This window comes from Pedobacter psychroterrae (assembly GCF_004331695.1).
Lineage (GTDB): Bacteria > Bacteroidota > Bacteroidia > Sphingobacteriales > Sphingobacteriaceae > Pedobacter > Pedobacter psychroterrae.
In genome coordinates, this window is record NZ_SJSL01000002.1 from 1186552 (window position 1) to 1212098 (window position 25547).

Below are 25547 nucleotides of genomic sequence, written 5' to 3' on the forward strand. Positions count from 1 at the left end.
CCCGCAAAGAGATTGTCTGGTTTTAATATGAATAATTCCTGGGCTGTAACGGCTGTCAGCCCTTTAGAATCTAAACCCAATATAAGATAATTGAGTAGGTATTATAGTAGAGAATAGTGTTTGATATCCCGTTTTATGCAAATATACTAAATTTAGACTGAAAATCCAACTTTTATCAGATACCGACCGTAAGAGAGTAAGTGAGTGTGGCCTGTGCTTTCAGTACCATTGTTGTCGGTGTCCTCGCTTTTCCGGTCAGCACAAATTTAAACGAGGAATTAGATAAGAACCCTTTTAGCTCCGGATTAGCAGGAACGATAGGGATGTTCACACTTATGGCCTTGGTATTGAGGTTTGCTTCCAGTTTTGCCACAAGGGTATCAGGCTGACTGCTCGATACGATGCGAACATCGATGTTTTCAAAATTTCCGAAGTTGTTATCGTCTCTTAGAGAATCCAGGGTGATCTTAACAGAAGTCAGTTTAAAGTTCCGGGCGTTTTCTATACCAAGGTCTTTGGTCTGGCTTCTTATTAAAGAATCAAAATCCATCGTTACCGGTATCTCTCCAAGACTGCTTCTTGAATTGGTAGTGGTCACAATAGGGATATCAAAATCAACCTCAGCAGGTGAAACTACGATGTCCCTTTGTAAGGTCTCTTTGATCTTTCCACAAGAAAAAATTGTTGCAGAAACTGCGATGAAAAATGCTGTAAATAACGTATGTTTAATTTTCATATATTTGCTTTAATAACCGCCAAACCTACCATATATTTGGCTGAATCTGAAGTTAGAATTATATTTTGTTTATATATTTAAATTATTGATATTCAATGCTATTATATTATTTTAGTTAAATTATTTATTTACTTAATTAGTGCTACTACAGCTATTTTACGCTTAAAATGCAGAATAATATTTTGTTTAAGTAATAAAGATATTATTGTACAGTTAGTTACGACTATCATATGCATCAATACTGCTGACGATTATAAGCTGCTGAAAAATCACTTCTCATCAGCTTAAACCGCTCAATAACTGTACCGATAAAAGCTTCATCCAGTATCTCAAAAATCTCATTTGCCCCTCCTCCACTCAGGTCGAGTTCGGATAGTTTATAACTTTGCTCCAGGGTGCCCTGCTCAAATTTTACAATGTACTTTTGGTTCATATTGAACAAAGTGATCCGGCATTCAGGATGTGGGAGTTCTGCAATTACTCTCATAAGATATTAAAGTTTAACACCAATTTCTTTTATTAAAAAATCTGCCTTATCTATTTTTGAGGCAACCCACAATACATAACGGATGTCGACACCAATTGACCTGCTGTAGCTTTCATTCCAGGCATAGTCGTTGATCGTAGCACCATAGGCACGGTCGAAATTTACGCCTATCAGTTCGCCATAAGCATTCATGATCGGTGAACCAGAATTACCCCCTGTAGTGTCCATATTATAAAGCAATGAAACCGGTACATCATTGAGGTCTTTTTTTGCGAAAGGACCAAAGTCCTTTGCTTCCCACAATGCTTTGATCTGATCTGGATACATAAAGTCTGGATTTCCTGTTGCACCTTTTTCTAAAATCCCTTTTATGGTAGTATATGGCCACATATACGAGGCATCGGCCGGCCAGTAGCCACGCACATACCCATAAGTGAGCCTCAATGTGCTGTTTGCATCAGGTATAAAATCCTTTTTCTTGAATTTCTCCTTTACGTTTACATAATCACCCATCAATTTATTCAGCAAGCCTTCTCTACGGTCTTTTTCCGGTTTCAATACTGCAATCTGTTTTGTGATATCCAGATCAAATAACAGAAGACCATCAGTATACGCCGAGATCGATTTTACAGACTGAAGCAGCGTTTTCATTACATAGTCCGGATCTTTAAGTTTGGTGATTTCCAAGGTGTTTTGAATATACTGGTCGATTGCGATATTGTTGTTGGCATGCTTGCTGCTAATCTTGTTTACCGCCGTAACCTTTTGGTTCACATTGAAAGCCACAGCGTCAGTCAGCATTCTTTTGAATATTTTTCTGTCAGCATCTATTTCATAGGCTTCGTAAGTTGTATTTAAAACTTGTTTAAGTCTTGGGATGTTCTGGTCAAAGAATGCTTGTTTATCCGCCGCTGGCTGTGCATTGAGTGCCTCTTTAAAACTATTGATATTTCGGGCTACGGAAAGCAAACTGGTCGAATTATATATCTGCCCAAGCCAAAGATCACGCTGTGCATCACCGTTGATAAGTTTATAGAGGTTGTCTATGTCCGTCATCAGGTTGCCATATCGGGCCTTTAGGTCTACATTTCCATTTATGAATTGGGCCAGTTCGTTGTCTTCTTTCTTTTTCTGACCTACCAGATCTATTCCTTTCATTCCCTGCAACTTGCCACGGTAGTTTTTCAACGTATTGGCGTTTCTTTTAATGCGGGTAGCGAGTTTTATTTCGGTAGCCTTGTTCTTTTTGCCAACTGCTTCCATGGTTGTATTCTGAAAATCATACAGTTCTGATACATACGGCAGCACGAATTGCTGCTGATAGGCTACAAATTCAGCCGGACGGTGGCGGAATGTTCTGCCCGGGTAGCCAAGTATGAATACAAAATCTTCTTCATTCGTACCCTTTGGGTTCACTTTCAGGAATTTTTTTGGCGTATAAGGTATATTGTCTTTGGAGAACTTGGCCGGGGAACCATCTTTAGCTACATATGCGCGCATGAAAGAAAAATCTCCTGTATGTCTCGGCCATACCCAGTTATCAGTCTCTCCTCCAAATTCGCCTATCTGGCGATTGGGTACATATACCAGTCGTACGTCCTGTATTATTTTGTACCTGAATAGCACATAAGTCTTACCAATGAACATTTCAGAAACCTCAGCTTTGATACCAGGATCTTCTTTCTCTGCTTCAATTACGATGTTTTTCATGACCTCATTGATCAGTTTTAATCTCGAAGCAGGGTCATCAATCTGAGCTACGGCGCCCAGTACCTTGTCCGATACATCTTCATAGCTGTCCGTAATACGGCAGGTAAGGCCTTTTGCCTCGATCTCCTGCTCATGTGTATTGGCTACAAATCCATTGGTCAGGTAATCATGTTCGGGTGTACTTGCCAGTTGCACTGCGCTAAATGCACAATGGTGATTGGTGATGATCAGTCCCTGATCAGATATGAATGAGCCCGTACAGCCCCCTACGTTTACCAGCGCGTCTATCAGACTGGTTCCGTTAGGGTTATATATCTCGTTCTGGTCTATTTTTAAACCCGCCTTTTTCAAGTCAAGCTTGTTTATTTCGCTAAGCGGGAACATGCCTTCTTCCCAGGGTTTATAGCCTGATTGTGTTATTCCTAAGGCAATTAATGAGCAAGTTAAAAGTGAAGCGGCTAGTGTTCTTTTATTCATAATTATCAAGTTAGGTTGTGTCAATGACTAATCTGAACTGGCAAATTTACTATTTAATTATTTAACGGCTTTAAATTGCTGCGGCAGGTCTAAAATCAAGTTTCCTACCAAGTGCAAATCAACAAGGTACTGTGTTACGATTTAATTTGGAAATAACAGGAGTATTACAGAAATTTTATACGGATTTAATAGGGATTTTGTCCCTATGATCTCCCTATAATCCCCCTATAAAGTCCCTATCAAAACCCTATTAATTGAAAACCCAGTCAAAGCCATTTACCTTGCCTGAACATTCATTTAGTTGTCGTAATTTTGTACTATCAATACCTTAGTTATGCCAGAAGATTTAACAATAATAAAGACGGATAGTAAAGCGGCAAAATACATTTCGCTTTTGCCTCAACTTGAAGCGCTTTTAGACGGAGAAGAGGACCTTATAGCCAATCTGGCAAACATAGCGGCTGCTTTGAAAGAACAGTTCAATTGGTTTTGGGTAGGATTTTATCTGGTTAAAAATGAAGAACTGGTACTTGGGCCCTTTCAGGGGCCTGTTGCCTGTACCAGGATTAAAAAAGGAAGGGGAGTGTGCGGTGCTTCATGGGAGCAGAAAGAAATAATCGTAGTGCCTGATGTAGACCAGTTTCCCGGGCATATTGCTTGTGCTTCGGCATCCAGATCGGAGATCGTGCTTCCAGTTGTTATAAACAATGAAGTGATCGCTGTGTTGGATGTGGATAGTGAATACTTAGCTCATTTTGATGAGATTGATGCTAAATACCTCAATGAAATAATTAAGTTGATCCGTGCTTAAATTACCCTATTCTTTTTATCAGAATTCCAACGTAAATGAGCTTGCGGTACAATTGCTGGGCAAGCAATTGTTTACTTTTATCGACGGTCAGCTTACCGGGGGTACCATTGTAGAAACAGAAGCTTATAAAGGAGTAGAAGATAAGGCTTCTCACGCTTATGGAGGTCGCTTTACACCTCGTACGCAAACGATGTACCAGTCTGGTGGAGTGTCGTATGTTTACCTTTGCTACGGGATACACCACCTGTTTAATGTAGTGACAGCCCCTCAGGGTACGCCTCATGCAGTACTGATCAGGGGACTGGAGCCGTTAGAAGGCTTGAGCATTATGCTGGAAAGGAGAAATATGTCCATGCTGAAGCCGAACCTGACCGCGGGTCCTGGCGCACTGGCTAAGGCGCTGGGCATTGACAGGACCTTAAACGCCAAAGATTTACTTGGAGACGAAATATGGATAGCTGAAAATGGAATTTATTATACTGAAGATCAGCTTGTCGCTTCGCCAAGAGTGGGTGTAAATTATGCTGGCGATCATGCATTGCTGCCATGGAGGTATTATGTGAAAGGCAATAAATATGTGAGCAGGCCCAATAGCTGATGATAAAAATTAATTTATTTCACAATTTTCTCTAAGTTTGAAGTCATGAACTTTGAGAACAATTTAGCCTTTGCAAGGAGCATGGATCTGCAAGATCCAATAGGTCATTTAAGAGATGAATTTCTATTTCCTACGCAGAAAAATGTACCTTTTATTTATCTGTGCGGCAATTCTTTAGGATTGCAACCTAAAGCAGCACGTAAAGTATTGGATGAGCAGTTGAGTAACTGGGAAAACCTAGCAGTAGAAGGATGGTTTGAGGGCGATAACCCCTGGATGTTCTATCATAAAGCGTTAAAGAAGTTGATGGCTCCGTTGGTTGGGGCCAGCGCAGCTGAAGTATGTCCCATGAATACGCTAACGGTAAATCTTCATCTATTGATGGTGAGTTTTTATAAGCCCTCAGCTACCCGGTTTAAAATTATTATGGAGGCCGGAGCCTTTCCTTCAGATCAGTATGCCATTGAAAGTCAGGTGCGGTTTCATGGCTATGATCCAAAGGATGCGATCATTGAAGTGGCGCCACGTGAGGGGGAGTATACATTAAGGACGGAAGATATTATTGAATCGATTTCAGATAATGGCGCAGAGATTGCCCTGGTGCTGTTTGGGGGAGTAAATTATTTTACCGGGCAATGGTTTGATATGCAGGCCATCACCGAGGCAGGTCACAAAGCAGGTGCGGTAGTTGGTTTTGACCTGGCGCATGCTGCGGGCAATGTGCCTTTGCAATTGCACGATTGGAAAGTAGATTTTGCGTGCTGGTGTTCTTATAAGTATCAAAATTCCGGGCCCGGTGGCATTAGTGGGATCTTTGTTCATGAAAAGCATTTTAAGGATACTACGCTCAATCGCTTTGCGGGCTGGTGGGGCTATCAGGAAGAGCAGCGGTTTAAGATGGAAAAGGGTTTTGTGCCTGAGGCCGGTGCTGATGGCTGGCAGGTAAGCTGTACACAGGTAATGCCCATGGCATTGTACTTTGCTTCGCTTCAAATCTTTGAAATGGCCGGGTTTATGGAGCCTCTCAGGAATAAAAGTAAAAAGTTAACTGCCTATTTGTTTTTCATTGTAAATGAGGTCAATAAAACTTTGGGTTTTGAGCAGTATACGATGATAACACCCATTACAGAGCAGGACCGGGGGGCGCAGGTTTCCATCATCGCCAAACAAGGAGGTAAAGAAGTATTTAATCAATTGGTAGCTAAAAATGTGCTGGGCGACTGGAGAGAACCGAATGTGATACGTTTGAGTCCTGTCCCGCTTTATAATTCTTTTGAAGATATCTTCCTGACAGGTGAGTATCTTTTGGCAATAAGTAAGTCAATTTTAACACCTATATATTAAACTGAATATGATAAATTATAATCCTAAAGACTGGTTTACCTTTATTTTTCATATCCATAAGGCAGATACGATCAGGAAACTTTGGCCATTGATGCTTAGTGTGGCCATTTTTTCGGGAATGATTGCTTATCTGGAGCTCAACTATCTGAAACTGGCTGAGACTACCTATGTAAAGAACATTGGCATGATGCATAACCTGCTTGGTTTTGTGATCTCTATGTTGTTGGTATTCAGGACAAATACTTCATACGACAGATGGTGGGAAGGAAGGCGGCTTTTAGGATCGCTGACTAATGTATCCCGTAATTTTGCGATGAAGATTAAAGCATTGAAGCTGGGGGAAGAACATATTGAGTTTTTTGAGTATGCCATTCCAAAATATGCGTTTGCGCTGAAGGAACACATGCGGGAAAAGCAATGTTTTGGAAAGAACAGTTTTTTGATTGAAGTGGATGGTGGTAAGCACATTCCTAATCAGGTTGCAGCAAGTATGATATCGAGGGTTTACGAACTGCAGGCCAAAGGAATTATCAGTCAGGAGCAACTCATTATACTTAATTCAGATGTTCAGCAGTTTACAGATATATGTGGTGGCTGTGAGCGTATTAAGAAAACACCTATTCCCTTTTCTTATAGTGCTTTTATTAAGAAGTTTATTTTTATTTATGTGATCACACTGCCCTTCGGATGGGTGTTTAGTCTGGGGTATTTTGTAGTGCCAATTGTACCGTTTATCCTGTATGTACTGGCCAGTTTAGAGCTGATAGCAGAAGAAATTGAAGATCCGTTTGGGGTAGATGCCAATGACCTTCCGGTAGATGAGATATGCGATAACATAGAAAAACATGTTGGGGAGATCCTTAGGTAGTATGATAAGGACTGCATGGTGTGCGTATATATTTTTGAGTAATTAATAGTAAGAGCAGGATGAAGATAGTAATAGCAGAGAAACCTTCAGTGGGACGTGAATTGGCCAAGGTATTCGGAGCTACGACAAAAAGAGACGGATACATAGAAGGCAAGGGATATAGTTTTACTTGGGCCTTTGGGCATTTACTCCAATTGGCCCCTCCACAGGAATATGGGTACATCGGCTGGAGGAGACAGCACCTTCCCATGCTTCCCAAAAAGTTTAAGCTTGGTATCCGCAAGATTAAGACGAAGGATGGTATGGTGGAAGATCCGGGTGTAAGAAAGCAACTGGATATTATTAAAAAGCTATTTGACGAGGCCACGGAGATTATAGTAGCAACGGATGCGGGACGGGAAGGAGAACTGATATTCCGGTATATCTATTATTTTCTGAAATGTAAAAAGCCCTTTAAGCGGCTTTGGATCTCCTCGCAGACCGATGAGGCGATCAAAGACGGTTTCAGAAACCTTAAACCCGGTACGGATTACGATACGTTGTTTAATTCTGCGCATTGCCGGTCGGAGTCTGATTGGCTGGTAGGCATGAACGCTACACAGGCACTGAGCATCTCTGCCGGTTCGCGCTCTGTATTGTCGCTGGGCAGGGTTCAGACACCTACGCTGGCCATGATCTGTTCGAGGTACCTGGAGATTAAGAATTTTGTACCGCAATTGTATTATCAGCTGGCGATACAGCTGGACAAAGACGGACAGCTGTTTAGGGCCATGTCTGTAAGCAATTTTGATAAAAAAGAAGATGCTGAGGCATTGTTTGCTAAAATCCAGGATGTAGGATCTGGCTTTGCCAATGGAGGTAAGATACTGACTGTGGAAGCCAAGCCGCGAAAGGAACCGCCACCATTGCTGCATGATCTGAGCAGTTTGCAGCAAGAGGCTAATAAGAAAAAGGGCTTTACAGCCGATCAGACGCTTAATTTGTTGCAGGGGCTGTATGAAAGTAAGCTGATTACTTATCCCCGTACCGGTAGCCGGTATATAGGAGACGATGTATTTGCCGGTGTTCCGGCTTTGATAGAAAAGTTGAAGGGGCATAAGGATTTTGGGCGGCAGGCCGAATATCTTTCTAGTGCTAAACTCAATAAGCGGAGTGTAAATGCCAAGAAGGTAACTGATCACCATGCTATTTTGAGTACGGGAGAGCCGCCATACCAGATGAGTGATGACAAACAGGCGATCTACGACATGGTAGTGGGCCGTATGCTGGAGGCCTTTCATGAAGAGTGCATAAAAGAGATCACTAAGATTACTGTCGAGTCAGGGTCTGTATTTGTAGCCAATGGAACAGTGATCCAGTCGGCGGGATGGAGATCGGTGTTTAATGAAAAAGACGAAGAAAAAAAGGATGAAGAAAACCCTTCACTGCCAAAGGTAAAGGCAGGAGAGGAGCTTCCGGTGGTAAATAAGGCCTTGCTGGAGAAGCAGACCAAGCCCAAACCACTATACAATGAGGCATCTTTGCTAAAGGCACTGGAAACTTCGGGCAAGGATATAGAAGATGAGGAGCTGAGGTATGCCATGAAAGACAGCGGACTGGGTACGCCTGCTACGCGGGCGGCGATCATCGAGACATTGCTCAATAGAGAATACATTGTCCGGGAAAAAAGAAATCTGGTACCGACTACTAAAGGTTTGGCGGTGTATGATGTGGTAAAAGACAAAAAAATAGCGCAGTCAGAATTGACCGGACAATGGGAGAAGAGACTGGAAGAGATCCGGTCAGGCGCTTCTGTGTTGGATTTTAAGGCAGAAATTACGGATTACACAAGGGTGATCACGGATGAGCTGTTGCTGGCGGGCGCCGGACTGGCCGAAAAGTTTACATAATATGGCTTTTATCACCGATCATGGTATTATTATTGCTCTTAGAGTTTACCTCCCTGAAAAACATATAAATTGTCTATTTAATGAGTCAATTATATTAGCTAATGACTAAACAAAAAAGAGTAATGATCGCGGATGACGATCCTGGCATATTGGATGCTGTAGAAGCAATGCTGGAATTCGGTGGTTATAACGTGAGTACTACTTGCAATGGCGCAACACTACTTGAAATGAAAGAGGGTTTCCCTGATTTATTGTTGCTGGATATATGGATGTCCGGAACTGATGGGAGAGACGTTTGTAAATTACTGAAACAGGACGAAAAGACCAAAGATATGCCTATTATCATGATTTCTGCCAGCACCGAGCTGGAAAAGTCAGCGAAGGAGGCCGGTGCGGATGATTTTCTGGAGAAGCCTTTTGATATGGATGAATTATTAGATAAAATAAAATTCCACATCAAATAAAAACCATGTATTCCATATTGACCATTGTCGCCATTCTTGTAATCGTTACAATAGTGGCACTCAATAGTGCCCCATTTGGCCGGCATCCTGAAGGTGCACGTCTGGCACTTATTAAGCAATTGCCAAACTATAAAGATGGGGAACTTCAAAATCAATCACCTACACCGACATTGCCGGATGGTGTGAGCTATTTGAATATTATAGCAGGCATGATTAAGGGAAATAAAAATAGCAGGCCCAAAAATCCTGTTCCTACTGTTAAACCTGATTTTAGTCCGGCTTCGAATGCCAAGATCATCTGGTTTGGCCATTCGTCTTATTTAATACAGGTAGACGGTTTGAATATTCTGGTAGATCCGGTGTTTAGCCTGCGTACTTCTCCTTTTTCCTTTTTGGGTGCTAAGAGCTTTAAAGGAACGGATTTTATCAAGGCAGAAGAGCTTCCCCAACTGGATTTGATACTGATCACACATGATCATTATGATCATCTGGATTACGAGAGCATTTTGAAGTTGAAGGATAAGACTAAAAAATTTGTTACTTCTCTGGGTGTTGGTGCTCATTTAGCGCACTGGGGCGTTTCTCCGGATAAGATCATTGAGCTATCCTGGGGTCAGGAGGCCCGCTATCAGTCGCTGAAATTTACTGCAATGCCTGCACGTCATTTTAGCGGAAGAGGATTTAAGCGGAACCAGACGGTATGGTCGGCCTTTATTCTTCAGACTGAGAAGAATAAGCTATACCTGGGTGGAGATTCAGGTTACGACAAGCATTTTAAAGAAGCGGGAGATAAACACGGGCCATTTGACATCGCTATACTGGAATGTGGTCAGTACAATGACTACTGGCCATTGATCCATATGATGCCGGAAGTGACGGTACAGGCTGCGGCAGACCTGAAGGCAAAGGTATTGATGCCCGTTCACTGGGGTAAGTTTTTGCTGGCCTGGCATGACTGGGATGACCCCATTATCAGGGTGGTGAAAAAGGCTAAAGCAGTAGATTTTCAGATCACTACGCCAATAATGGGTGAATCTGTTATATTAGATGAAAATTATCCCCAGAAAGAATGGTGGCTGAGCATGCAGGATCATTAATAAACAATATCATTTATCATATGTTGTTCATCAAACAGTAATTCATAAATACCTATCATGAAGACAGACTTTGTTGAGATATTTCAAACCGTTAGGGCATCATTACAGCCTTATGCCACACTTGGGTTTAGTAATAGAGCAAACAGTGAAACTACCTATGACCTATGGAGTGACAAGAATGTGGTGATTGAGGGCAAGCAAAGAAATGAAGTGTTTTTTGCTTCTGTTGCTATTAAAAAAGGGCATGTAGGCTTTTATTTTATGCCGGTTTATGCCGAGCCGGATATGAAAAATGTATTTGATGATAATCTTTTAAAGCTATTGAAGGGAAAGTCCTGCTTCCATATAAAGAAGCTGGATGAGCTGCTAATGGGTCAAATTGAGGATGCGCTGGCAGAAGGTTTTAGGATATATAAAGAAAAAGGTTGGGTATAATATCATTGTGGCAGGAAGCTGTTGTGCGTGCTTTTGGAGCTTTTGGTGTTGAGCTTAGTGACGCCAGTTCAGGAAAATACGCCCTTCTTTCCTTCACCGGAAAGAATTTGGTGATCAACCTGGTTTCTTTAAACAATGATTATAAGCCCGAAGAGCTGATAGCGCTTCAGCAAGCATATTTGAAGGAGGGCGTAAAGTTCATTCAGCTCTGGGAAGATATCTGGGCCACTAGAAGTATCCAGGTAACAGGTAGGGTACAATCACTTCTAGGTTTAAATAAACGGGTACATGCACGCAAAACCCAGGTATTGGCGATTAGCCAGGAGCAGGCAGACGTCTTTTTAGCAGTTAACCATATTCAGGCATCTGCCAGATCAAAGTACAGATTTGCACTGATAGCCGATGAAGAGGTGGTGGCGGTGGCTTGTTTTAGTGGCCTGCGGCTGATGAAGCATAGCAGACCGGCAGGATACAGATCAGCAGAAGTGATCAGGTTTGCAAGTCTTTCAGGTTTTACGGTAACCGGTGGTTTTAGTAAGTTGCTAAAGCATTTTAATGCAGAACTGGCTCCTAACGATATCATGAGCTATGCAGACCGCGACTGGTCTAATGGCAGCGTATATGAACAGGCGGGATTTGAACAGGTATCCGTTACGCCGCCATCGGACATCTATGTACATCCGCAATCGCTGATCCGTTACTTTCCGCACCGCTTGCCGGGTCAGGCTGGTATGATTTCTACAAATGTTCCAGGTCAGGATTTTATAAAAGTTTTTAATACAGGAAACCTTAAATACATCTATTATTTATAATGCAGCAGAACCCACTAATAATAATTTTAGGTCCTACTGCTTCAGGAAAGACGAAGTTGGCTGTAAGACTGGCTGCAGAGCTGGGCGGAGAAATAATTAGTGCCGACAGCAGACAGGTTTACCAGGGGATGGACATTGGTACCGGAAAGGACCTTGCGGAATATCAATATTCAGGGCAGGTAATTCCTTATCACCTGATCGATATCAGGAGAGCAGGAGAAAAATATAATGTAAATGAATTTAAGGAAGATTTCTTTAAAGTATTTGAGGATATTTCGGATCGCAAACGCCTTCCAATACTGTGTGGGGGTACAGGAATGTATATCCATAGCTTGCTCCAACAGCAGGATTATACAGCGATCCCTGCAGATGAATCATTGAGGGCCCGGCTGGCACAATATGACATACAGCAGCTGAGGTCATTGTTGCTGGAATATCCGGAAGAGCTGGTGATGAAAGCAGATCAATCCAGTCACAAGCGGCTGATACGGGCTATAGAGATAGGGGAGTTTCTGAAAGAGAATTTATTGATAAGCAAAGAAAGACCGCTATTTAATCCAGTAGTGATTGGCCTGACCTCGGACATATCGCTACGGAAAAAAAGAATTTATGAAAGGCTGGAGGCAAGGTTAAGTGCCGGATTGGTTACAGAAGTAAAGAATTTACTGGAAAATGGTGTACCCAGGGAAACACTTGAATACTACGGACTGGAATATAAGTTTGTCAGCTGGTACCTGCATAATGAGCTAACATTGGCTGAACTTGAGGAAAGATTGTTAATCGCCATTTATCAGTTTGCTAAAAGACAAATGACGTTTTTCAGAAAAATGGAAAAAGATGGAGTTAAGATTCATTGGCTTGATACGGATCAGGGTATTGAAGCCGTTAGATACAGCATCACAAAAATTATTGATTTATAGTTTTACTTGTTGTGGCATACAATTTGTAAAGTCCGTATCAGCAGATAACATTATCTGAGATTTTAAATTTAAACGATTCACATAAGATGAAAACAACTACAAAATTCTTTGCTTCAGCAGTAGCTGCTATGGCTTTATTCTTTACTACTAATGTTAATGCGCAATCTGAAGATTCTAAAGCAACACGCCTGGGCATCGGTCTGAGTGGGGGTATACCAACCACCAAAGGATATGATGTGGCATTGGGTGCAGACCTTCGTTTACAAAAAGATTTTAGTTCTAATATTTCTGGTTTGTTGTCTGCCGGATATAACAGATTTGTAACGGATGCAGGAGATGCTAGCTTCATTCCTGTAAAAGCAGGTGCAAAGATATTCTTTGCGGAAAGTGCATATTTTTCAGGTGAGCTTGGTGCGGGAATTGGTACCAACGAAGGATCTAAGACTGCGTTTTTATGGGCTCCGGGTATCGGATATGGATGGGACAACGGATTAGATCTGGGTCTGCGTTATGAAGGCGCTGAATTTAAAGGAGGTGGCTCTTTAGGTCAGATTGCTTTGCGTGTGGCCTATGGTTTTAGCTTGTAAGCAAAGATAATTGTTTTTAAATTGTCACTAAATATGCGCCAATTGTAAGATTTAGTTCAATTTAAAAAAAAGCCCCTGAAATTACAGGGGCTTTTTTTATTTAATTTGAATATAAAGTGCTATTTTGAGCACCAAAGCAAACAGAGGAAACCATGGTGATTGCAAACAAATTTATACAGATGAGAAAATATATAGGAGTAGCTGTTTTATGTACATTGATGGCATGTGCTAATTCAGAAAAAAAAGGCATCGATGGTTCAGACAGCACAGTGAAGCTTGCTGATTCTGCTAAAACACCGGCTGTTAAATTAAACGATGCGGCAGTAGAAAGTATATACAATGCCTATATTGTGTTGAAGGACGATTTGGTGGCAACTAATTATGATGCTGCTAAATTATCAGCTAAGACATTAATGACCAGTTTAAAGGAAAAACAAGGCTGTGAAAACACAGCGCTAATCGCAGAGAAAATCAGTTCGGCTAAAGATATAGCGACCCAAAGAAAGGAATTTACATTTTTAAGCGCAGATGTAATTGCGATGTTCAAGCATTCTGACCTGACTGCCGGTGTAATATATGTGCAGCATTGCCCAATGGCAAATAATGGGGATGGTGGCGACTGGCTATCTTCTAGTGAGAAGATCCAAAACCCATATTACGGAGATGAGATGATGGAGTGTGGCGCAGTGATAACGCAGATAAAAAAATAATTAGTTAACAGTTTTGTTATAGTTATAGCCAGTGCTTTTTAAATAGATTAGTTACTTTTGTTATTATAAAAATTAGAAGATATATGTCAGATATTGCAGAAATTAAGATAGACGGTAAGGTATACGAGTTTCCCATAATTACAGGTACTGAAGGTGAAAAATCTATTGATATTTCTAAACTTAGAGATTTAACAGGCCATATAACGCTTGATTTTGGATACAAAAATACAGGGTCTACTAAAAGTGCCATTACTTTCCTGGACGGTGAAAAAGGAGTATTGAAATATCGCGGATATGCAATAGAAGAGCTGGCCGAAAAGTCAACATTTCTTGAAGTTGCTTATTTACTGATATATGGCGACCTGCCTAACCAAAGTGAACTGGACGGTTTTCAATCCCAGATTAGCAGGCATACGCTGATCCATGAGGATATGAAAAAGTTTTTGGACGGATATCCTTCTAAATCTCATCCTATGGCCCAACTGGCCTCTCTAGTTTGCTCTTTGTCTACTTTCTACCCAGAGTCTTTAAATGCCAATTCATCGGCAGAGACAATGGATTTAACTATGATTAAATTACTGGCTAAATTTCCGACCATTGTATCTTTTATTTATAAAAAATCATTAGGACATCCGCTGATCTATCCTAAGAACAAATACGATTATGTAACCAATTTTCTGAACATGATTTTTGGTCAGCGTACTGAAGATACAGTGATAGATCCGGTGGTGGTAAGTGCGATGAACACCCTGCTGATCTTGCATGCTGATCATGAGCAGAACTGTTCAGCTTCTACGGTAAGAATGGTAGGTTCGTCAGATTGTAACCTGTATGCCTCTGTTTCTGCTGGTATTGCGGCACTGTGGGGCCCGCTGCATGGAGGCGCAAACCAGGCGGTGATAGAAATGCTGGAACTCATTAAGGAAGATGGTGGAGATACTGAGAAGTGGATCAACAAGGCCAAGGATAAAAATGATCCTTTCCGTATGATGGGCTTTGGACACAGGGTGTATAAAAACTTTGATCCAAGGGCCAAGATTATCAAAAAGGCATGCGACGATATTTTAGAAAAATTGGGTATTGACGATCCTGTTTTGGAAATTGCCAAGAAACTGGAAGAAGCAGCATTGAGCGACCCTTATTTTGTAGAGCGCAAGCTTTATCCGAATGTTGATTTCTATTCGGGTATTATATACCGGGCGCTGGGCTTCCCTACAGATATGTTTACTGTTCTTTTTGCATTAGGCCGTTTACCCGGATGGATTGCTCAATGGAAAGAAATGCATGAGAATAAAGAACCGATCGGCCGTCCTCGTCAGGTGTACGTAGGTCATACCAACAGAGAATTTAATGACATCAAAAGCAGGTAATCTGCTAAATTTAATAATAAAAAAGCCATTTAGTTTTTAGCTAAATGGCTTTTTTATTGTGCTGTTTGTTTTTAGTGGCTCATGGCCTCAATTGCAGCTGCTTCAGCTTTGTTGTGTTTATATTTAAAGATGAATGGAAATACAATCGCCAGAATGAGGGTATAAGCGGAGAAAGTAAGCCAGATGCCCTGCCAATCCTTGCTCTGATCGGCATAAGTGAAGAATTGATCGATGATAAGTCCACTTGTAAAACTGCCAAATAGCGCTCCGAAGCCATTTACCATCATCATAAATAATCCCTGGGCACTGCCTCTTATTTTTTCATCTATTTGTGTTTCGACAAATAAAGAACCTGATATATTGAAAAAATCAAATGCCATGCCGTAGATGATACAAGATAAAATGATCATCCATAAACCACCTGCAGGATCCGCAAAGGCGAACAGGCCAAACCTTAATACCCATGCAAGCATGCTGAAAAGCATGACGTACTTTATCCCGAATTTCCTAAGAAAAAAAGGGATTGCTAAAATGAAAAGTGTCTCTGATATCTGAGAGATAGACATAATTATAGCAGGGTATTTTACGGCAAGTAAACCCTGATAGGCAGGTATATTTTTAAAGTCATGGAGATAGGTATCTCCGTAGGCATTTGTCAACTGTAACGCTGCGCCAAGGAACATAGAAAACACAAAGAATACAGAAAATTTTCTTTCTTTAAATAAAGTAAATGCTCTTAATCCCAATGCATCTACAAAGGATTTTGACGTGATTCTATTTGCTAAAGGAGGGCATTTAGGAAGTGTAAATGCATAGATGCCTAAAGCAAGGGATACGGCAGAAGCAATATAAAATTGATTGGAGGATGCTTCATTGCCTGAAAGACTGACTGTCCACAATGCGGCAATAAAGCCGATTGTTCCCCAGATTCTAATTGGCGGATAATCCTTAATTACGTCTTTACCTGCACTTTTTAAAGCTGAATACGCTACTGTAATGGATAGAGACAGCGTAGGCATATAAAAGATCATATTCAACAGGATCACCCAAAAAAATGTTCCGGGGTCTTTAACCAGAGGAAGCGAAAACAACGTAACTGCACCAAAAATATGCATCAGGCCGTATAGTTTTTCTGCGTTGATAAACCTGTCTGAGATAATTCCGGTAAGTGCAGGCATAAAAATAGCCGAGATACCCATCGTAGAAAAGATCGCTCCAAATTCGGCACCAGACCATTGTTTGTTTTGGAACCAATAAACCCCAATGGTTATAAGCCATGAACCCCATATAAAGAATTGCAAAAAATTCATTAGGGTTAAGCGAAACTTAACGTTCATAATACTAATTTAGTTGATCTTCTAATAGATGAATATAGAACTATTTTATGTTTCTTTTACTTATTTCATCACGGATTCTTGCTGCTTTTTCATACGCTTCTTCGGCTATGGCCTCCTGAAGCTTTTGCTGAAGCTCTTCTGAGCTCATCGACTTATAAGCATTACCGGGAATAGAAGTGCTGATATCTTCCGTTCCCTGTTCTTTTGTTATGCTGTCCATATTTTCAAGAAACAAAAAGTCGTTGCCTTCTATCACAATGCCTGCTGAAGATAGTATGAATTCATAGGTATAAATGGTTGCGTTAAAACGAACTGCAAGTGCGATTGCATCTGAAGTACGTGCATCGATTTCGTGAGTAGTTGTGCCGTCTGTACATAAAAGCTTAGCAAAGAAAACACCCTCTACCAGGTTGTAGATCAAAATTTCCTGTATCTGAATGTTATAGGTCTGGGCAAAGGTCTTAAACAAGTCATGCGTTAATGGCCTGCTTGGTGTCATCTTCTCTATTTCTATTGCAATTGCCTGTGCTTCGAACGCACCGATGATAATGGGTAGGCGCCTCCTGCCATTTACTTCTCCAAGTACCAGGGCATAAGCTCCTGACTGAGTCTGGCTATACGACAAGCCAACAATATCTAGTTTTACTTTTTTCATATTAAGGATAAGGCTTATGCGAAAAGGTACGTTCTTCATCCTGAATTTATTTCAGGACCCCAGACATGCTATTTAAAAATAGTTCAACATTACCTTTTCGGACAGCCTCATTTAATTAACCTTTATGTGCTTTTAATGTTTCTATTAATTTTGGAACAACTTCAAATGCATCACCAACAATGCCATAATCAGCGACTTTGAAAAAAGGAGCCTCCGGATCTTTATTGATTACCACAATTACTTTTGAGGAACTCACACCGGCCAAATGCTGGATGGCACCTGAAATTCCGATGGCAATGTACAGGTTTGGACTAATTGCAATTCCTGTCTGGCCTACGTGCTCAGAATGCGGTCTCCAGTCTGCATCAGAAACAGGTTTTGAACAAGCGGTAGCCGCACCTAACAGTCCGGCTAATTCTTCAATCATTCCCCAGTTTTCCGGGCCTTTCAAGCCTCTTCCGGCAGATACTACCAGTTCAGCATCAGGCAGGGAGACTTTATTTGTAGCCCTTACGATTTCCTTTACGATGGCATTTAAATCTGTGCTTTTAACCTCTGGACTGAAAGCCTCTACTACCGCATCAACCGAAGCCTCTTTTACCCCAAAAGCATTGGGGTTTAACGCGATGATCTTAACAGCTGAAGTTAGTTCAGTGATGGCAAAAGCTTTGCCTGAGAAAGCTGTTTTTTTAACAAGAAATTTACCGCTAGCTGTTTGAGGTAGTTCCACCGCACCGTCTACCAGTCCTGCCTTAAGTTTGACAGCTATACGAGGAGCAAGGCCTTTACCTGAAAATGAATTGGAAAGCACCACTACAGTCGCATTTTCCTTGCCTGCTGCTTCGGCTATAATGGAGGCATAAGCTTGGTTAACGAAGTTCTTCAGCTGATCATTGGAAACAGTCAACACCTTTGAGGCGCCGTAAGTTCCAAGTGCCTTGAGTTCACTTTCTGCTACATTACCTATTGAAATAGCGGCCAGGCTGGAACCCTGTTGATCTGCAATGGCTTTTGCATAAGATACTGCTTCAAAAACAGACTTCTTAAATTTGCCCTCTACTTGTTCTACATATACTAAAACTGACATACGATCTTGATTAAATATTTTTAAACTGTAATAGCACTATAATTAGATAACTTTGGCTTCCTGATGTAATAAGTCGATTAGTTTGGACGCCTCCTCAGCAGGTACCAGCTTAACAGCTCCGCGTGGAGCGGGAGTTTCAAATTGCTGAACTTTTGTTAATTGCTCAATTTCTTTAGCTTCTACTACTACCAAAGGCTTTGTTCTGGCAGACATAATTCCTCTCATGTTAGGGATCTTCGGTTCTGCTGTACCTTCAGAGCAACTAGCTACAAATTTGCCTGTGATAGAAATGATCTCTTTACCGCCTTCTATTTCGCGTTCAAGCGTTGCAGAAATACCATCGTAATCCAATTTCTTAATAATTGAAACCGATGGGATGTCAAGAAACTCGCCGATCATTGCAGCTACCTGAGATCCGTTATAATCAATGGATTCACGTCCGCACAATATGATGTCAAATTCAGTGGTTTTCGCATATTCAGCAATCTGATAAGCCGTGTAATATGCATCTCTCGGTGCTCTGTTGATCCTGACTGCATCATCAGCACCGATAGCCAGCGCTTTTCTAATGGTAGGATCTGTTTGACTTTCGCCAACATTGATTACAGTAACAGTTCCCTTACCGCCTTCACAAAGTTCAATCGCCCTTGACAGCGCGATTTCGTCGTAAGGGTTCACGATAAATTGTACTCCTGCTGTATTGAATTGTGTATTATCGTTGGTAAAAGTTATTTTTGTTGTCGTGTCGGGCACGTTACTGATACAAACTAATATTTTCATACGTTTAAATTTGTTTAAAAGGTTATGGAGCTACAGAAGCTATAATTGTCTTTTTGCAAATCTAATTAAAAAAGCAGGTATAAAAAATGCAAAATACCCGATTGGCCAAACTATTAAACTTTTTAGAGAGCGATCCTAATGATCCTTTCGTGTTGTATGCACTCGCGACAGAATATAATGTAGCTAATGATCATGAACAAGCCTTTCAATATTACTTAAAGCTTGTTTCGGAACATCCGGACTACGTGGGCACCTATTATCATCTTGGCAAACTTTATGAAAAAACCGGCAAAACTGACCTTGCTATCGAAACCTATCAAAAAGGCATGCTGAGAGCAAGAGAGAAAAGGGATATGCACGCTTTTTCAGAATTGCAGGGAGCTTATAATTCGGCAGCGGGATTGGATTATGAAGATGATTAAATAAGAAGCATTGACCAGTAAAAAGCAAATTCTGTTTATTAGAGATGTGATTTTCTTCACATTCACGGCTTTTGGTGGTGCTCAGGCTCATCTCGCCTTATTGTTAAAGTACTTCGTGAAAAATGTTAAGTATATCTCGGAAGAGGAATTGCTTGAACTGAACGCACTGGCACAGGTATTACCTGGTCCGGCATCTACCCAGACCCTGGTTGGCATCGCCTATAAAGTAGGTGGACTGAAATTAGCTATCATAACTTTTTTGATTTGGATACTACCATCAGCTGCTATCATGACATTTGCTGCCATCACGTTTGGCAGGCTGGATCAAAAGCAGAAATTCGCTGAAATCCTTGAATATATACAACCAATAGCTTTGGGGATAGTGGCATTTGGTGCATATAATTTATCAAAAAGGGTTTTAGTTTCGCAATTGTCGGTGTTTTTAGCTATTGCTGCGGTAATCGCTACGTTGGTGCTCCGGAATGCCTATGTATTTCCAATTGGGATTTTGATAGGAGGGATGATCTCCTCTGCCCTGGAAGCACCAAAAGAGGAGACAGACATAAGGGTTAAGCTGTTTTCAAATGTCAACCCCAAAAAGCTGATTTATTTTCTTGGTGTATTGTTGTTGTTAGCTTTACTGGGGGCTATCATCAACAGAACATCTCCATTTAGTCTGCCCATAAGGCTATTTGAAAATTTCTATCGAAATGGTATCGTAATATTTGGGGGAGGACAGGTACTTGTACCTTTGATGTATACAGAATTTGTGGAGATGAAGCAATATCTCCATGCCTCTGGTTTTCTTTCTGGTTTTGCCATACAGCAGGCTTTGCCAGGTCCCACATTTTCTTTTACGAGTTATGTAGGAGCCCTTAGTATGAGAAATTTCGGATATGGATTGCCAGGTCAGATACTAGGTGGTGCAGTAGCAGTGTTGGGAATAAATCTACCAGGATTGATCCTTGTGCTATTTATAGTTCCATTTTGGGAAGACCTAAAAAAAATAACCAGAATAAAATACTCCCTTGTCGGAATCAACGCAGTTAGTGTAGGCTTTATCCTGGCGGCATTTATATTGCTGGTTAAACCGATCGGACTTGACTATTTGGCAATAGCCATACTTGTCATCACCTTTCTCATCCTAAATTTCACTAAGATAAGTCCGCCGTTTATTGTGATCGCAGGTATACTTCTGGGTTATTTTCTATAGCAAGCTTTTAAAATGGAGCATCTTCATCATGCATATCATCCATTCTAGATGGTTTTATAATTACATTGCCGGCAGGCCGGTCAAAATCTTTTGAAGGATGCATGCCCGCACCAGGACTGTCCATAGAAAAAGAGGTAGGTGCGGAGAAATTCTCTTCCAGATCAGTGAATTTCACGTATTTACCGATGAATCTCAGCGGTACGATTCCGGTCTCACCATTACGGTGCTTAGCAATAATAACTTCACCAATTCCTGCCTGTGAACGTCCTTGTTCATCTTCAGTAATCCCATAATATTCCGGACGGTACAGGAACAAAACCATATCTGCATCCTGCTCAATAGATCCTGATTCACGTAAATCGGACAACATAGGACGTTTGCCGTTTGCGCCGGGTCTGCTTTCAACGGCACGGCTTAATTGCGACAGAGCAAGCACCGGCACATTCAGCTCCTTAGCTACAGATTTCAGGGCTCTTGAAATACTACCAATTTCCTGCTCCCTGTTGCCGCCACCGCTTTGACCCTCACCTTTACCATGCATCAGCTGTAAGTAATCTATGATGATGAGCTGAAGGTCATATTGCGACTTTAATCTTCTGCATTTGGCCCGGAATTCGAAGATGTTGAGGGCAGGGGTATCATCTATCAATAAAGGTGCTTCCGTTAAAGTCCCTATTTTACTGTGGAGTTGCTGCCATTCCCATTCTGCCAGATTTCCCTTTCTGATCTTTTCCTGTTCAATTTCTGTTTCTCCCGAGATCAGACGATTAACCAGCTGAACAGAAGACATTTCGAGGGAAAATACTACAACCGGCCGTTTAAAATCAACCGCCGCATTGCGCGCACAGGTTAAAACGAAGGCCGTTTTTCCCATAGCCGGACGAGCAGCAATGATTACCAAATCTGATGGCTGCCATCCGCCGGTGATGCGGTCCAGATCGGTAAAACCTGATGGTACACCAGTTAGTCCATCACTTTTGCCTCTCAGCGCTTCCAATGTAGCCAAAGACTGCTTTACAATCTCATCCATCTTTTGGGTGTCTCTCCTCAGGTTGTTCTGTGCGATGTCAAAAAGGTTCTTTTCTGCATGGTCTAGCAGATCAAAGATGTCTGTAGTATCTTCGTATGCATTTTGAATAATCTCTGAGGAGATTCTGATCAGTTCACGTTGAATATATTTTTGAGATATGATCCTTGCATGGTATTCTATATTTGCCGCAGAGGCTACACGGTTGGTTAAATTGGTAATATAATAAGCACCACCCACCATCTCCAACAAGCCTAATGTTCTCAATTCAGCCGTAACAGTTAAAATATCAACTGGTTTGGATTTTTGAAAGAGTCCCTGTATTGCTTCAAAGATCTTTTTATGAGCCTCATGATAGAATACATCGGGTTTCAAAATGTCAATTACAGTTGAAAGTGCATCTTTCTCCAACATCAGTGCACCAAGAACAGCCTCCTCCAGGTCTACAGCCTGAGGTGGGATTTTGCCCATGGTACTCATAGAATTGCTCAATCTATTTTTTCTTGCGGCAAAATTTGACTTGTCTTGTCCTTGTGTTCCTTTCTCCATACTCATAATACAAAAATATACAAAAATCAGCCGCTTTATCAAATTCTTTACTCACATTCGATAAAACATAAATAGGTCAATCTTCATGATGTTTTAATGATTTAACAGGAATTACTAACAATGACATGTGGATAAGCTCTCTGGTAAATGCCCCTGAAAATAAGGTTTACATAATCATAATATTTGCGCTATTTTTGCGCTACAATTGATAAGACATGGAAAATCTCAGAAGGCCTTCAAGACCTAAAGAAAATAATGAATTTATATTTGGTATACGTGCTGTAATAGAGGCAATTAAAGCTGGAAAAGATATTGAGAGTATTTATATTCAACGAGGGCTGGGAGGGGCTGTTATCCTTGAACTTAAAGCCCTGCTGAAAGAGGTTGATGCGCCGGTGCATACAGTTCCTGTTGAGAAATTAAACCGGATGACACAAAAGAATCATCAGGGTGTAATCGCGGTCATATCAGCGATTACCTTTCAAAAAATTGAAGACATCATTCCGGTCATCTATGAAAAGGGGGAGACACCTCTGGTGCTGATACTTGACGGTATCACTGATGTCAGGAATATGGGTGCCATTGCAAGAACAGCAGCTTGCGCAGGTGTACATGCAATTATAGTTCCTACTAAAAACTCTGCGCAGATTAATGCCGATGCGATAAAGACTTCGGCAGGGGCATTGTTTACGATTCCCGTTTGCAGACATCCGAATCTTCATAAAACGGCTTTATTTTTACAGGAATGCGGATTGCAAATAGTTGCCTGCACAGAAAAAACGAATGATCTGATTTATAAACCTGACTATACAGTGCCAACTGCAATTGTAATGGGAGCAGAAGATGAGGGAATATCTAATGAAATCATCAGGATGGCCAATCATTTGGCTAAAATTCCAATGATCGGTGAAATCAGTTCGCTAAATGTATCTGTTTCTGCGGGAGTGATTCTTTATGAAGCCATCAGACAGCGTTCATAAAGAATCAAACGGTTTTTAAATATATTTTGTTCCGAATTTGGACTTGACATCAGCAACAACCTGCTTAATACTCTGCTCTTCAGACCGGGGACAAATTAGCAGGGTGTTGTTTGATTCTACAACAATATAGTCGTGCAGACCCTGCAGAATTACCAGTTTGTCTTCAGGGACATTCACCATACAGTTAGAAGAATTAAACATCATCACTTTTTCAGCAGGAATAACAGCATTGCCTACATAATCATGCTCTGCTATGTCATATATAGATGCCCATGTGCCTAAATCAGACCATCCAAAATCGGCTGGCAGGACGTATACGTTTTGTGCTTTTTCCATAATTCCGAAATCAATAGAGATGTTGATACATTGCTGGTAAGCAGCTCCAATAAATTCGGATTCACTATCCGTGTTATATGCCGCGCTGCCTTGTTGAAATATCTCATGCATTTCCGGTAGATGAACGGAAAATGATTTATTGATGGCTTTTGCAGACCAGATAAAGATGCCCGCATTCCACAAAAAGTCTCCACTTTGAATAAATGATTTAGCAAGATCAAGATTGGGTTTTTCTGTGAAAATCTTTACTTTATGTATTTGATCATCAGTAGGAAGACAATCTTCTGTATATTGTATATAGCCGTATCCAGTGTCGGGTCTGCTTGGTTTAATTCCAAGTGTGATTAGACAGTCATTTTCTGAGGCAGCTTTTAAAGACTGTTCAATAGCGGCTATAAAAGCTTCCTGGTCGGTAATTGTATGGTCAGATGGGGCAACTACGATAGTTGCATCTGGATTGAGCTGGGCAATTTTTGTAGAGCCATAAGAAACGCAGGGAGCTGTGTTTCTCATAATAGGCTCTGCCAGAATCTGATTGTCGCTAATATCCGGAAGTTGTTCTTTTATAATGTTTGTATAGATCTCGTTGGTTACTATAAAGATATTTTCAGCTGGGCAGATCTTTAAAAACCTTTCGTAAGTACTTTGTATTAATGTTTTACCAACTCCAAAAAAATCAATGAACTGTTTAGGATACTCTGTTCTGCTGACTGGCCAAAACCGGCTTCCAACTCCTCCGGCCATTATCAAGGCGTAATTATTTTTATTCATTATGTGGTATTATGTGTCTTTTTAAATTATTCCTTCCTGCAAAAGATCGTGTAAATGTATTATCCCAAAATATTTATCAGAATCAGTAACCAGTAATTGCGTGATGTTGTTTTTTCTAATGACTTCTAAAGCCTCCATAGCCAATACTTCTTTATCTACTTTTTTGGGATTAGCATTCATGAGGTCACTGGCTCTTATATTGGCTAAGTTTGTATGGTTTTCTAACATTCTCCTGATGTCTCCATCGGTAATTATTCCTAAAATGACATCGCCATCTACAACAACCACAGCGCCCAAACGGTTTTGACTAATTTCTACTATGACATCTTTTACATAAGCTGAGGGATGAATTTGAGGCTTCTGGTTTTTTAACGCAATATCTGAAGCTTTGAGGTACAGCCGCTTACCTAATGATCCTCCGGGATGGTATTTGGCAAAATCAGCCTCGTTAAATTTTCGGGTATGCAGCAGACAAACCGCCAGTGCATCTCCCATAGCTAGTTGCGCGGTGGTACTGGTTGTAGGTGCAAGATTGTGTGGACAGGCTTCTTTTTCGACTGCTGTATTTAGAACATAGTCAGCCTGCATAGCCAATTCTGAATCCAACTGACCAACCATACCAATCATGATGTTCCCAGATTGCTTCAACAAGGGGGTCAGTACTTTGATTTCTGGGGTATTTCCACTTTTTGATAAGCAGATAACTATATCATCCTTTTGGATCATACCAAGGTCACCATGTACAGCATCTGCAGCGTGCATAAATATAGCAGGAGTGCCGGTAGAATTAAAAGTAGCTACAATTTTTTGCGCAATGATGGCACTTTTCCCGATTCCAGTTACGATCACACGCCCTTTGCTCTTTACAATTAAGTTAATTATGTTAACAAAATCATCATTCACATTTTCAATCAGCCCCAGAATTGCCTCCGCTTCTAACTGTAAAGTGTTGATTGCCGAACTGATAATAGATTTTTTACTTTTCAAACAGAATTAATTAGTATATTGATGCTTTGTATTTGTGCAAAATTATGTTATTTTGAAGTAAAAATAGCACTGAATATTTTATACACGA

The 25547-nt window shown here is 40.9% G+C and carries 26 protein-coding genes; 16 read left to right on the top strand and 10 right to left on the bottom strand.

All coding sequences use genetic code 11. The annotated features are described in order from the left end of the window. Positions 1-175: 175 nt before the first annotated feature. From EZ437_RS13435 to EZ437_RS13445, 3 genes are all read right to left on the bottom strand, one after another. Complete coding sequence (locus EZ437_RS13435) at positions 176-736, bottom strand: hypothetical protein (RefSeq protein WP_131596514.1); 561 nt, start codon at positions 734-736, stop codon at positions 176-178. A 235-nt stretch (positions 737-971) separates the two neighbouring features. Then, positions 972-1223 (bottom strand): hypothetical protein, encoded by a 252-nt coding sequence (locus tag EZ437_RS13440; protein WP_131596515.1) that lies wholly within the window; start codon positions 1221-1223, stop codon positions 972-974. A 6-nt stretch (positions 1224-1229) separates the two neighbouring features. Further along, the gene (locus tag EZ437_RS13445; RefSeq protein WP_131596516.1) at positions 1230-3410 is read right to left on the bottom strand and encodes a S46 family peptidase; all 2181 of its coding nucleotides are present in this window, start codon (positions 3408-3410) and stop codon (positions 1230-1232) included. 334 nt (positions 3411-3744) lie between these two features. Between EZ437_RS13445 and EZ437_RS13450 the strand changes: the two genes are divergently transcribed. From EZ437_RS13450 to EZ437_RS13510, 13 genes are all read left to right on the top strand, one after another. Further along, positions 3745-4221: a GAF domain-containing protein gene (locus EZ437_RS13450; protein ID WP_131596517.1), complete on the top strand. Its 477-nt coding sequence runs from the start codon at positions 3745-3747 to the stop codon at positions 4219-4221. Then, positions 4214-4819 (top strand): DNA-3-methyladenine glycosylase, encoded by a 606-nt coding sequence (locus EZ437_RS13455; protein WP_131596518.1) that lies wholly within the window; start codon positions 4214-4216, stop codon positions 4817-4819. The genes EZ437_RS13450 and EZ437_RS13455 overlap by 8 nt, the downstream gene beginning before the upstream one ends. A 45-nt stretch (positions 4820-4864) precedes the next feature. Next, positions 4865-6163 (top strand): kynureninase, encoded by a 1299-nt coding sequence (kynU, locus tag EZ437_RS13460; protein WP_131596519.1) that lies wholly within the window; start codon positions 4865-4867, stop codon positions 6161-6163. A gap of 7 nt (positions 6164-6170) precedes the next feature. After that, positions 6171-7031 (top strand): bestrophin family protein, encoded by an 861-nt coding sequence (locus EZ437_RS13465; protein WP_131596520.1) that lies wholly within the window; start codon positions 6171-6173, stop codon positions 7029-7031. Positions 7032-7090: 59 nt separating this feature from the next. Then, positions 7091-8920, top strand: coding sequence for a DNA topoisomerase III (gene topB / locus EZ437_RS13470; protein ID WP_131596521.1), 1830 nt, complete (start codon positions 7091-7093; stop codon positions 8918-8920). 101 nt (positions 8921-9021) lie between these two features. After that, positions 9022-9384: a response regulator gene (locus EZ437_RS13475; protein ID WP_131596522.1), complete on the top strand. Its 363-nt coding sequence runs from the start codon at positions 9022-9024 to the stop codon at positions 9382-9384. A gap of 5 nt (positions 9385-9389) precedes the next feature. After that, positions 9390-10481 (top strand): MBL fold metallo-hydrolase, encoded by a 1092-nt coding sequence (locus EZ437_RS13480; protein WP_131596523.1) that lies wholly within the window; start codon positions 9390-9392, stop codon positions 10479-10481. A gap of 57 nt (positions 10482-10538) precedes the next feature. Next, positions 10539-10916 carry a DUF1801 domain-containing protein gene (locus EZ437_RS13485; protein ID WP_131596524.1) on the top strand — a complete coding sequence of 126 codons (378 nt, stop codon included), beginning with the start codon at positions 10539-10541 and terminating at the stop codon, positions 10914-10916. Further along, on the top strand, positions 10907-11728 hold the full coding sequence (locus tag EZ437_RS13490; protein WP_131596525.1) for a hypothetical protein: 822 nt from the start codon (positions 10907-10909) through the stop codon (positions 11726-11728). Before EZ437_RS13485 ends, EZ437_RS13490 begins: the two co-directional genes overlap by 10 nt. Further along, the gene (gene miaA / locus EZ437_RS13495) at positions 11728-12648 is read left to right on the top strand and encodes a tRNA (adenosine(37)-N6)-dimethylallyltransferase MiaA (protein ID WP_131596526.1); all 921 of its coding nucleotides are present in this window, start codon (positions 11728-11730) and stop codon (positions 12646-12648) included. Before EZ437_RS13490 ends, miaA begins: the two co-directional genes overlap by 1 nt. 86 nt (positions 12649-12734) lie before the next feature. After that, entirely contained in the window at positions 12735-13235 is a 501-nt protein-coding gene (locus EZ437_RS13500; RefSeq protein WP_131596527.1) for a hypothetical protein, read from the top strand. Positions 13236-13414: 179 nt separating this feature from the next. Further along, positions 13415-13945: a DUF3347 domain-containing protein gene (locus EZ437_RS13505; RefSeq protein WP_131596528.1), complete on the top strand. Its 531-nt coding sequence runs from the start codon at positions 13415-13417 to the stop codon at positions 13943-13945. A gap of 83 nt (positions 13946-14028) precedes the next feature. Beyond that, positions 14029-15315 (top strand): citrate synthase, encoded by a 1287-nt coding sequence (locus tag EZ437_RS13510; protein WP_131596529.1) that lies wholly within the window; start codon positions 14029-14031, stop codon positions 15313-15315. 71 nt (positions 15316-15386) lie between these two features. Here EZ437_RS13510 and EZ437_RS13515 read toward each other — a convergent pair whose 3' ends face one another. The 4 genes from EZ437_RS13515 to EZ437_RS13530 form a co-directional block, all read right to left on the bottom strand. After that, the gene (locus EZ437_RS13515; RefSeq protein WP_131596530.1) at positions 15387-16652 is read right to left on the bottom strand and encodes a nucleoside permease; all 1266 of its coding nucleotides are present in this window, start codon (positions 16650-16652) and stop codon (positions 15387-15389) included. 40 nt (positions 16653-16692) lie between these two features. Continuing rightward, positions 16693-17307: a bifunctional nuclease family protein gene (locus EZ437_RS13520; RefSeq protein ID WP_131596531.1), complete on the bottom strand. Its 615-nt coding sequence runs from the start codon at positions 17305-17307 to the stop codon at positions 16693-16695. A 115-nt stretch (positions 17308-17422) separates the two neighbouring features. Continuing rightward, positions 17423-18394: an electron transfer flavoprotein subunit alpha/FixB family protein gene (locus EZ437_RS13525; protein WP_131596532.1), complete on the bottom strand. Its 972-nt coding sequence runs from the start codon at positions 18392-18394 to the stop codon at positions 17423-17425. Positions 18395-18436: 42 nt separating this feature from the next. Continuing rightward, positions 18437-19174 carry an electron transfer flavoprotein subunit beta/FixA family protein gene (locus EZ437_RS13530; protein ID WP_131596533.1) on the bottom strand — a complete coding sequence of 246 codons (738 nt, stop codon included), beginning with the start codon at positions 19172-19174 and terminating at the stop codon, positions 18437-18439. Between the two features lie 86 nt (positions 19175-19260). Between EZ437_RS13530 and EZ437_RS13535 the strand changes: the two genes are divergently transcribed. Both EZ437_RS13535 and chrA read left to right on the top strand, forming a co-directional pair. Then, the gene (locus tag EZ437_RS13535; RefSeq protein WP_131596534.1) at positions 19261-19596 is read left to right on the top strand and encodes a tetratricopeptide repeat protein; all 336 of its coding nucleotides are present in this window, start codon (positions 19261-19263) and stop codon (positions 19594-19596) included. A 10-nt stretch (positions 19597-19606) separates the two neighbouring features. After that, on the top strand, positions 19607-20809 hold the full coding sequence (gene chrA / locus EZ437_RS13540) for a chromate efflux transporter (RefSeq protein WP_225869581.1): 1203 nt from the start codon (positions 19607-19609) through the stop codon (positions 20807-20809). 7 nt (positions 20810-20816) lie between these two features. Here chrA and dnaB read toward each other — a convergent pair whose 3' ends face one another. Beyond that, positions 20817-22385: a replicative DNA helicase gene (dnaB, locus tag EZ437_RS13545; RefSeq protein ID WP_394343171.1), complete on the bottom strand. Its 1569-nt coding sequence runs from the start codon at positions 22383-22385 to the stop codon at positions 20817-20819. 215 nt (positions 22386-22600) lie between these two features. Between dnaB and rlmB the strand changes: the two genes are divergently transcribed. After that, the gene (gene rlmB, locus EZ437_RS13550; protein ID WP_131596536.1) at positions 22601-23365 is read left to right on the top strand and encodes a 23S rRNA (guanosine(2251)-2'-O)-methyltransferase RlmB; all 765 of its coding nucleotides are present in this window, start codon (positions 22601-22603) and stop codon (positions 23363-23365) included. Positions 23366-23380: 15 nt separating this feature from the next. Here rlmB and EZ437_RS13555 read toward each other — a convergent pair whose 3' ends face one another. Both EZ437_RS13555 and EZ437_RS13560 read right to left on the bottom strand, forming a co-directional pair. Further along, positions 23381-24472, bottom strand: coding sequence for a mannose-1-phosphate guanylyltransferase (locus tag EZ437_RS13555; protein ID WP_131596537.1), 1092 nt, complete (start codon positions 24470-24472; stop codon positions 23381-23383). 21 nt (positions 24473-24493) lie between these two features. Further along, entirely contained in the window at positions 24494-25459 is a 966-nt protein-coding gene (locus EZ437_RS13560; RefSeq protein ID WP_131596538.1) for a KpsF/GutQ family sugar-phosphate isomerase, read from the bottom strand. Between the last annotated feature and the right edge of the window lie 88 nt (positions 25460-25547).

Coding starts and splice junctions, on each gene's coding strand:
- kynU (WP_131596519.1), top strand. CDS start 4,865: ATGAACTTTGAGAACAATTTAGCCTTTGCAAGGAGCATGGATCTGCAA.
- EZ437_RS13445 (WP_131596516.1), bottom strand. CDS start 3,410: ATGAATAAAAGAACACTAGCCGCTTCACTTTTAACTTGCTCATTAATT.
- rlmB (WP_131596536.1), top strand. CDS start 22,601: ATGGAAAATCTCAGAAGGCCTTCAAGACCTAAAGAAAATAATGAATTT.
- EZ437_RS13450 (WP_131596517.1), top strand. CDS start 3,745: ATGCCAGAAGATTTAACAATAATAAAGACGGATAGTAAAGCGGCAAAA.
- EZ437_RS13435 (WP_131596514.1), bottom strand. CDS start 736: ATGAAAATTAAACATACGTTATTTACAGCATTTTTCATCGCAGTTTCT.
- EZ437_RS13535 (WP_131596534.1), top strand. CDS start 19,261: ATGCAAAATACCCGATTGGCCAAACTATTAAACTTTTTAGAGAGCGAT.
- EZ437_RS13530 (WP_131596533.1), bottom strand. CDS start 19,174: ATGAAAATATTAGTTTGTATCAGTAACGTGCCCGACACGACAACAAAA.
- EZ437_RS13555 (WP_131596537.1), bottom strand. CDS start 24,472: ATGAATAAAAATAATTACGCCTTGATAATGGCCGGAGGAGTTGGAAGC.
- topB (WP_131596521.1), top strand. CDS start 7,091: ATGAAGATAGTAATAGCAGAGAAACCTTCAGTGGGACGTGAATTGGCC.
- EZ437_RS13465 (WP_131596520.1), top strand. CDS start 6,171: ATGATAAATTATAATCCTAAAGACTGGTTTACCTTTATTTTTCATATC.
- EZ437_RS13480 (WP_131596523.1), top strand. CDS start 9,390: ATGTATTCCATATTGACCATTGTCGCCATTCTTGTAATCGTTACAATA.
- miaA (WP_131596526.1), top strand. CDS start 11,728: ATGCAGCAGAACCCACTAATAATAATTTTAGGTCCTACTGCTTCAGGA.
- EZ437_RS13520 (WP_131596531.1), bottom strand. CDS start 17,307: ATGAAAAAAGTAAAACTAGATATTGTTGGCTTGTCGTATAGCCAGACT.
- EZ437_RS13485 (WP_131596524.1), top strand. CDS start 10,539: ATGAAGACAGACTTTGTTGAGATATTTCAAACCGTTAGGGCATCATTA.
- EZ437_RS13500 (WP_131596527.1), top strand. CDS start 12,735: ATGAAAACAACTACAAAATTCTTTGCTTCAGCAGTAGCTGCTATGGCT.
- EZ437_RS13505 (WP_131596528.1), top strand. CDS start 13,415: ATGAGAAAATATATAGGAGTAGCTGTTTTATGTACATTGATGGCATGT.
- EZ437_RS13510 (WP_131596529.1), top strand. CDS start 14,029: ATGTCAGATATTGCAGAAATTAAGATAGACGGTAAGGTATACGAGTTT.
- EZ437_RS13515 (WP_131596530.1), bottom strand. CDS start 16,652: ATGAACGTTAAGTTTCGCTTAACCCTAATGAATTTTTTGCAATTCTTT.
- EZ437_RS13475 (WP_131596522.1), top strand. CDS start 9,022: ATGACTAAACAAAAAAGAGTAATGATCGCGGATGACGATCCTGGCATA.
- EZ437_RS13440 (WP_131596515.1), bottom strand. CDS start 1,223: ATGAGAGTAATTGCAGAACTCCCACATCCTGAATGCCGGATCACTTTG.
- EZ437_RS13525 (WP_131596532.1), bottom strand. CDS start 18,394: ATGTCAGTTTTAGTATATGTAGAACAAGTAGAGGGCAAATTTAAGAAG.
- dnaB (WP_394343171.1), bottom strand. CDS start 22,385: ATGGAGAAAGGAACACAAGGACAAGACAAGTCAAATTTTGCCGCAAGA.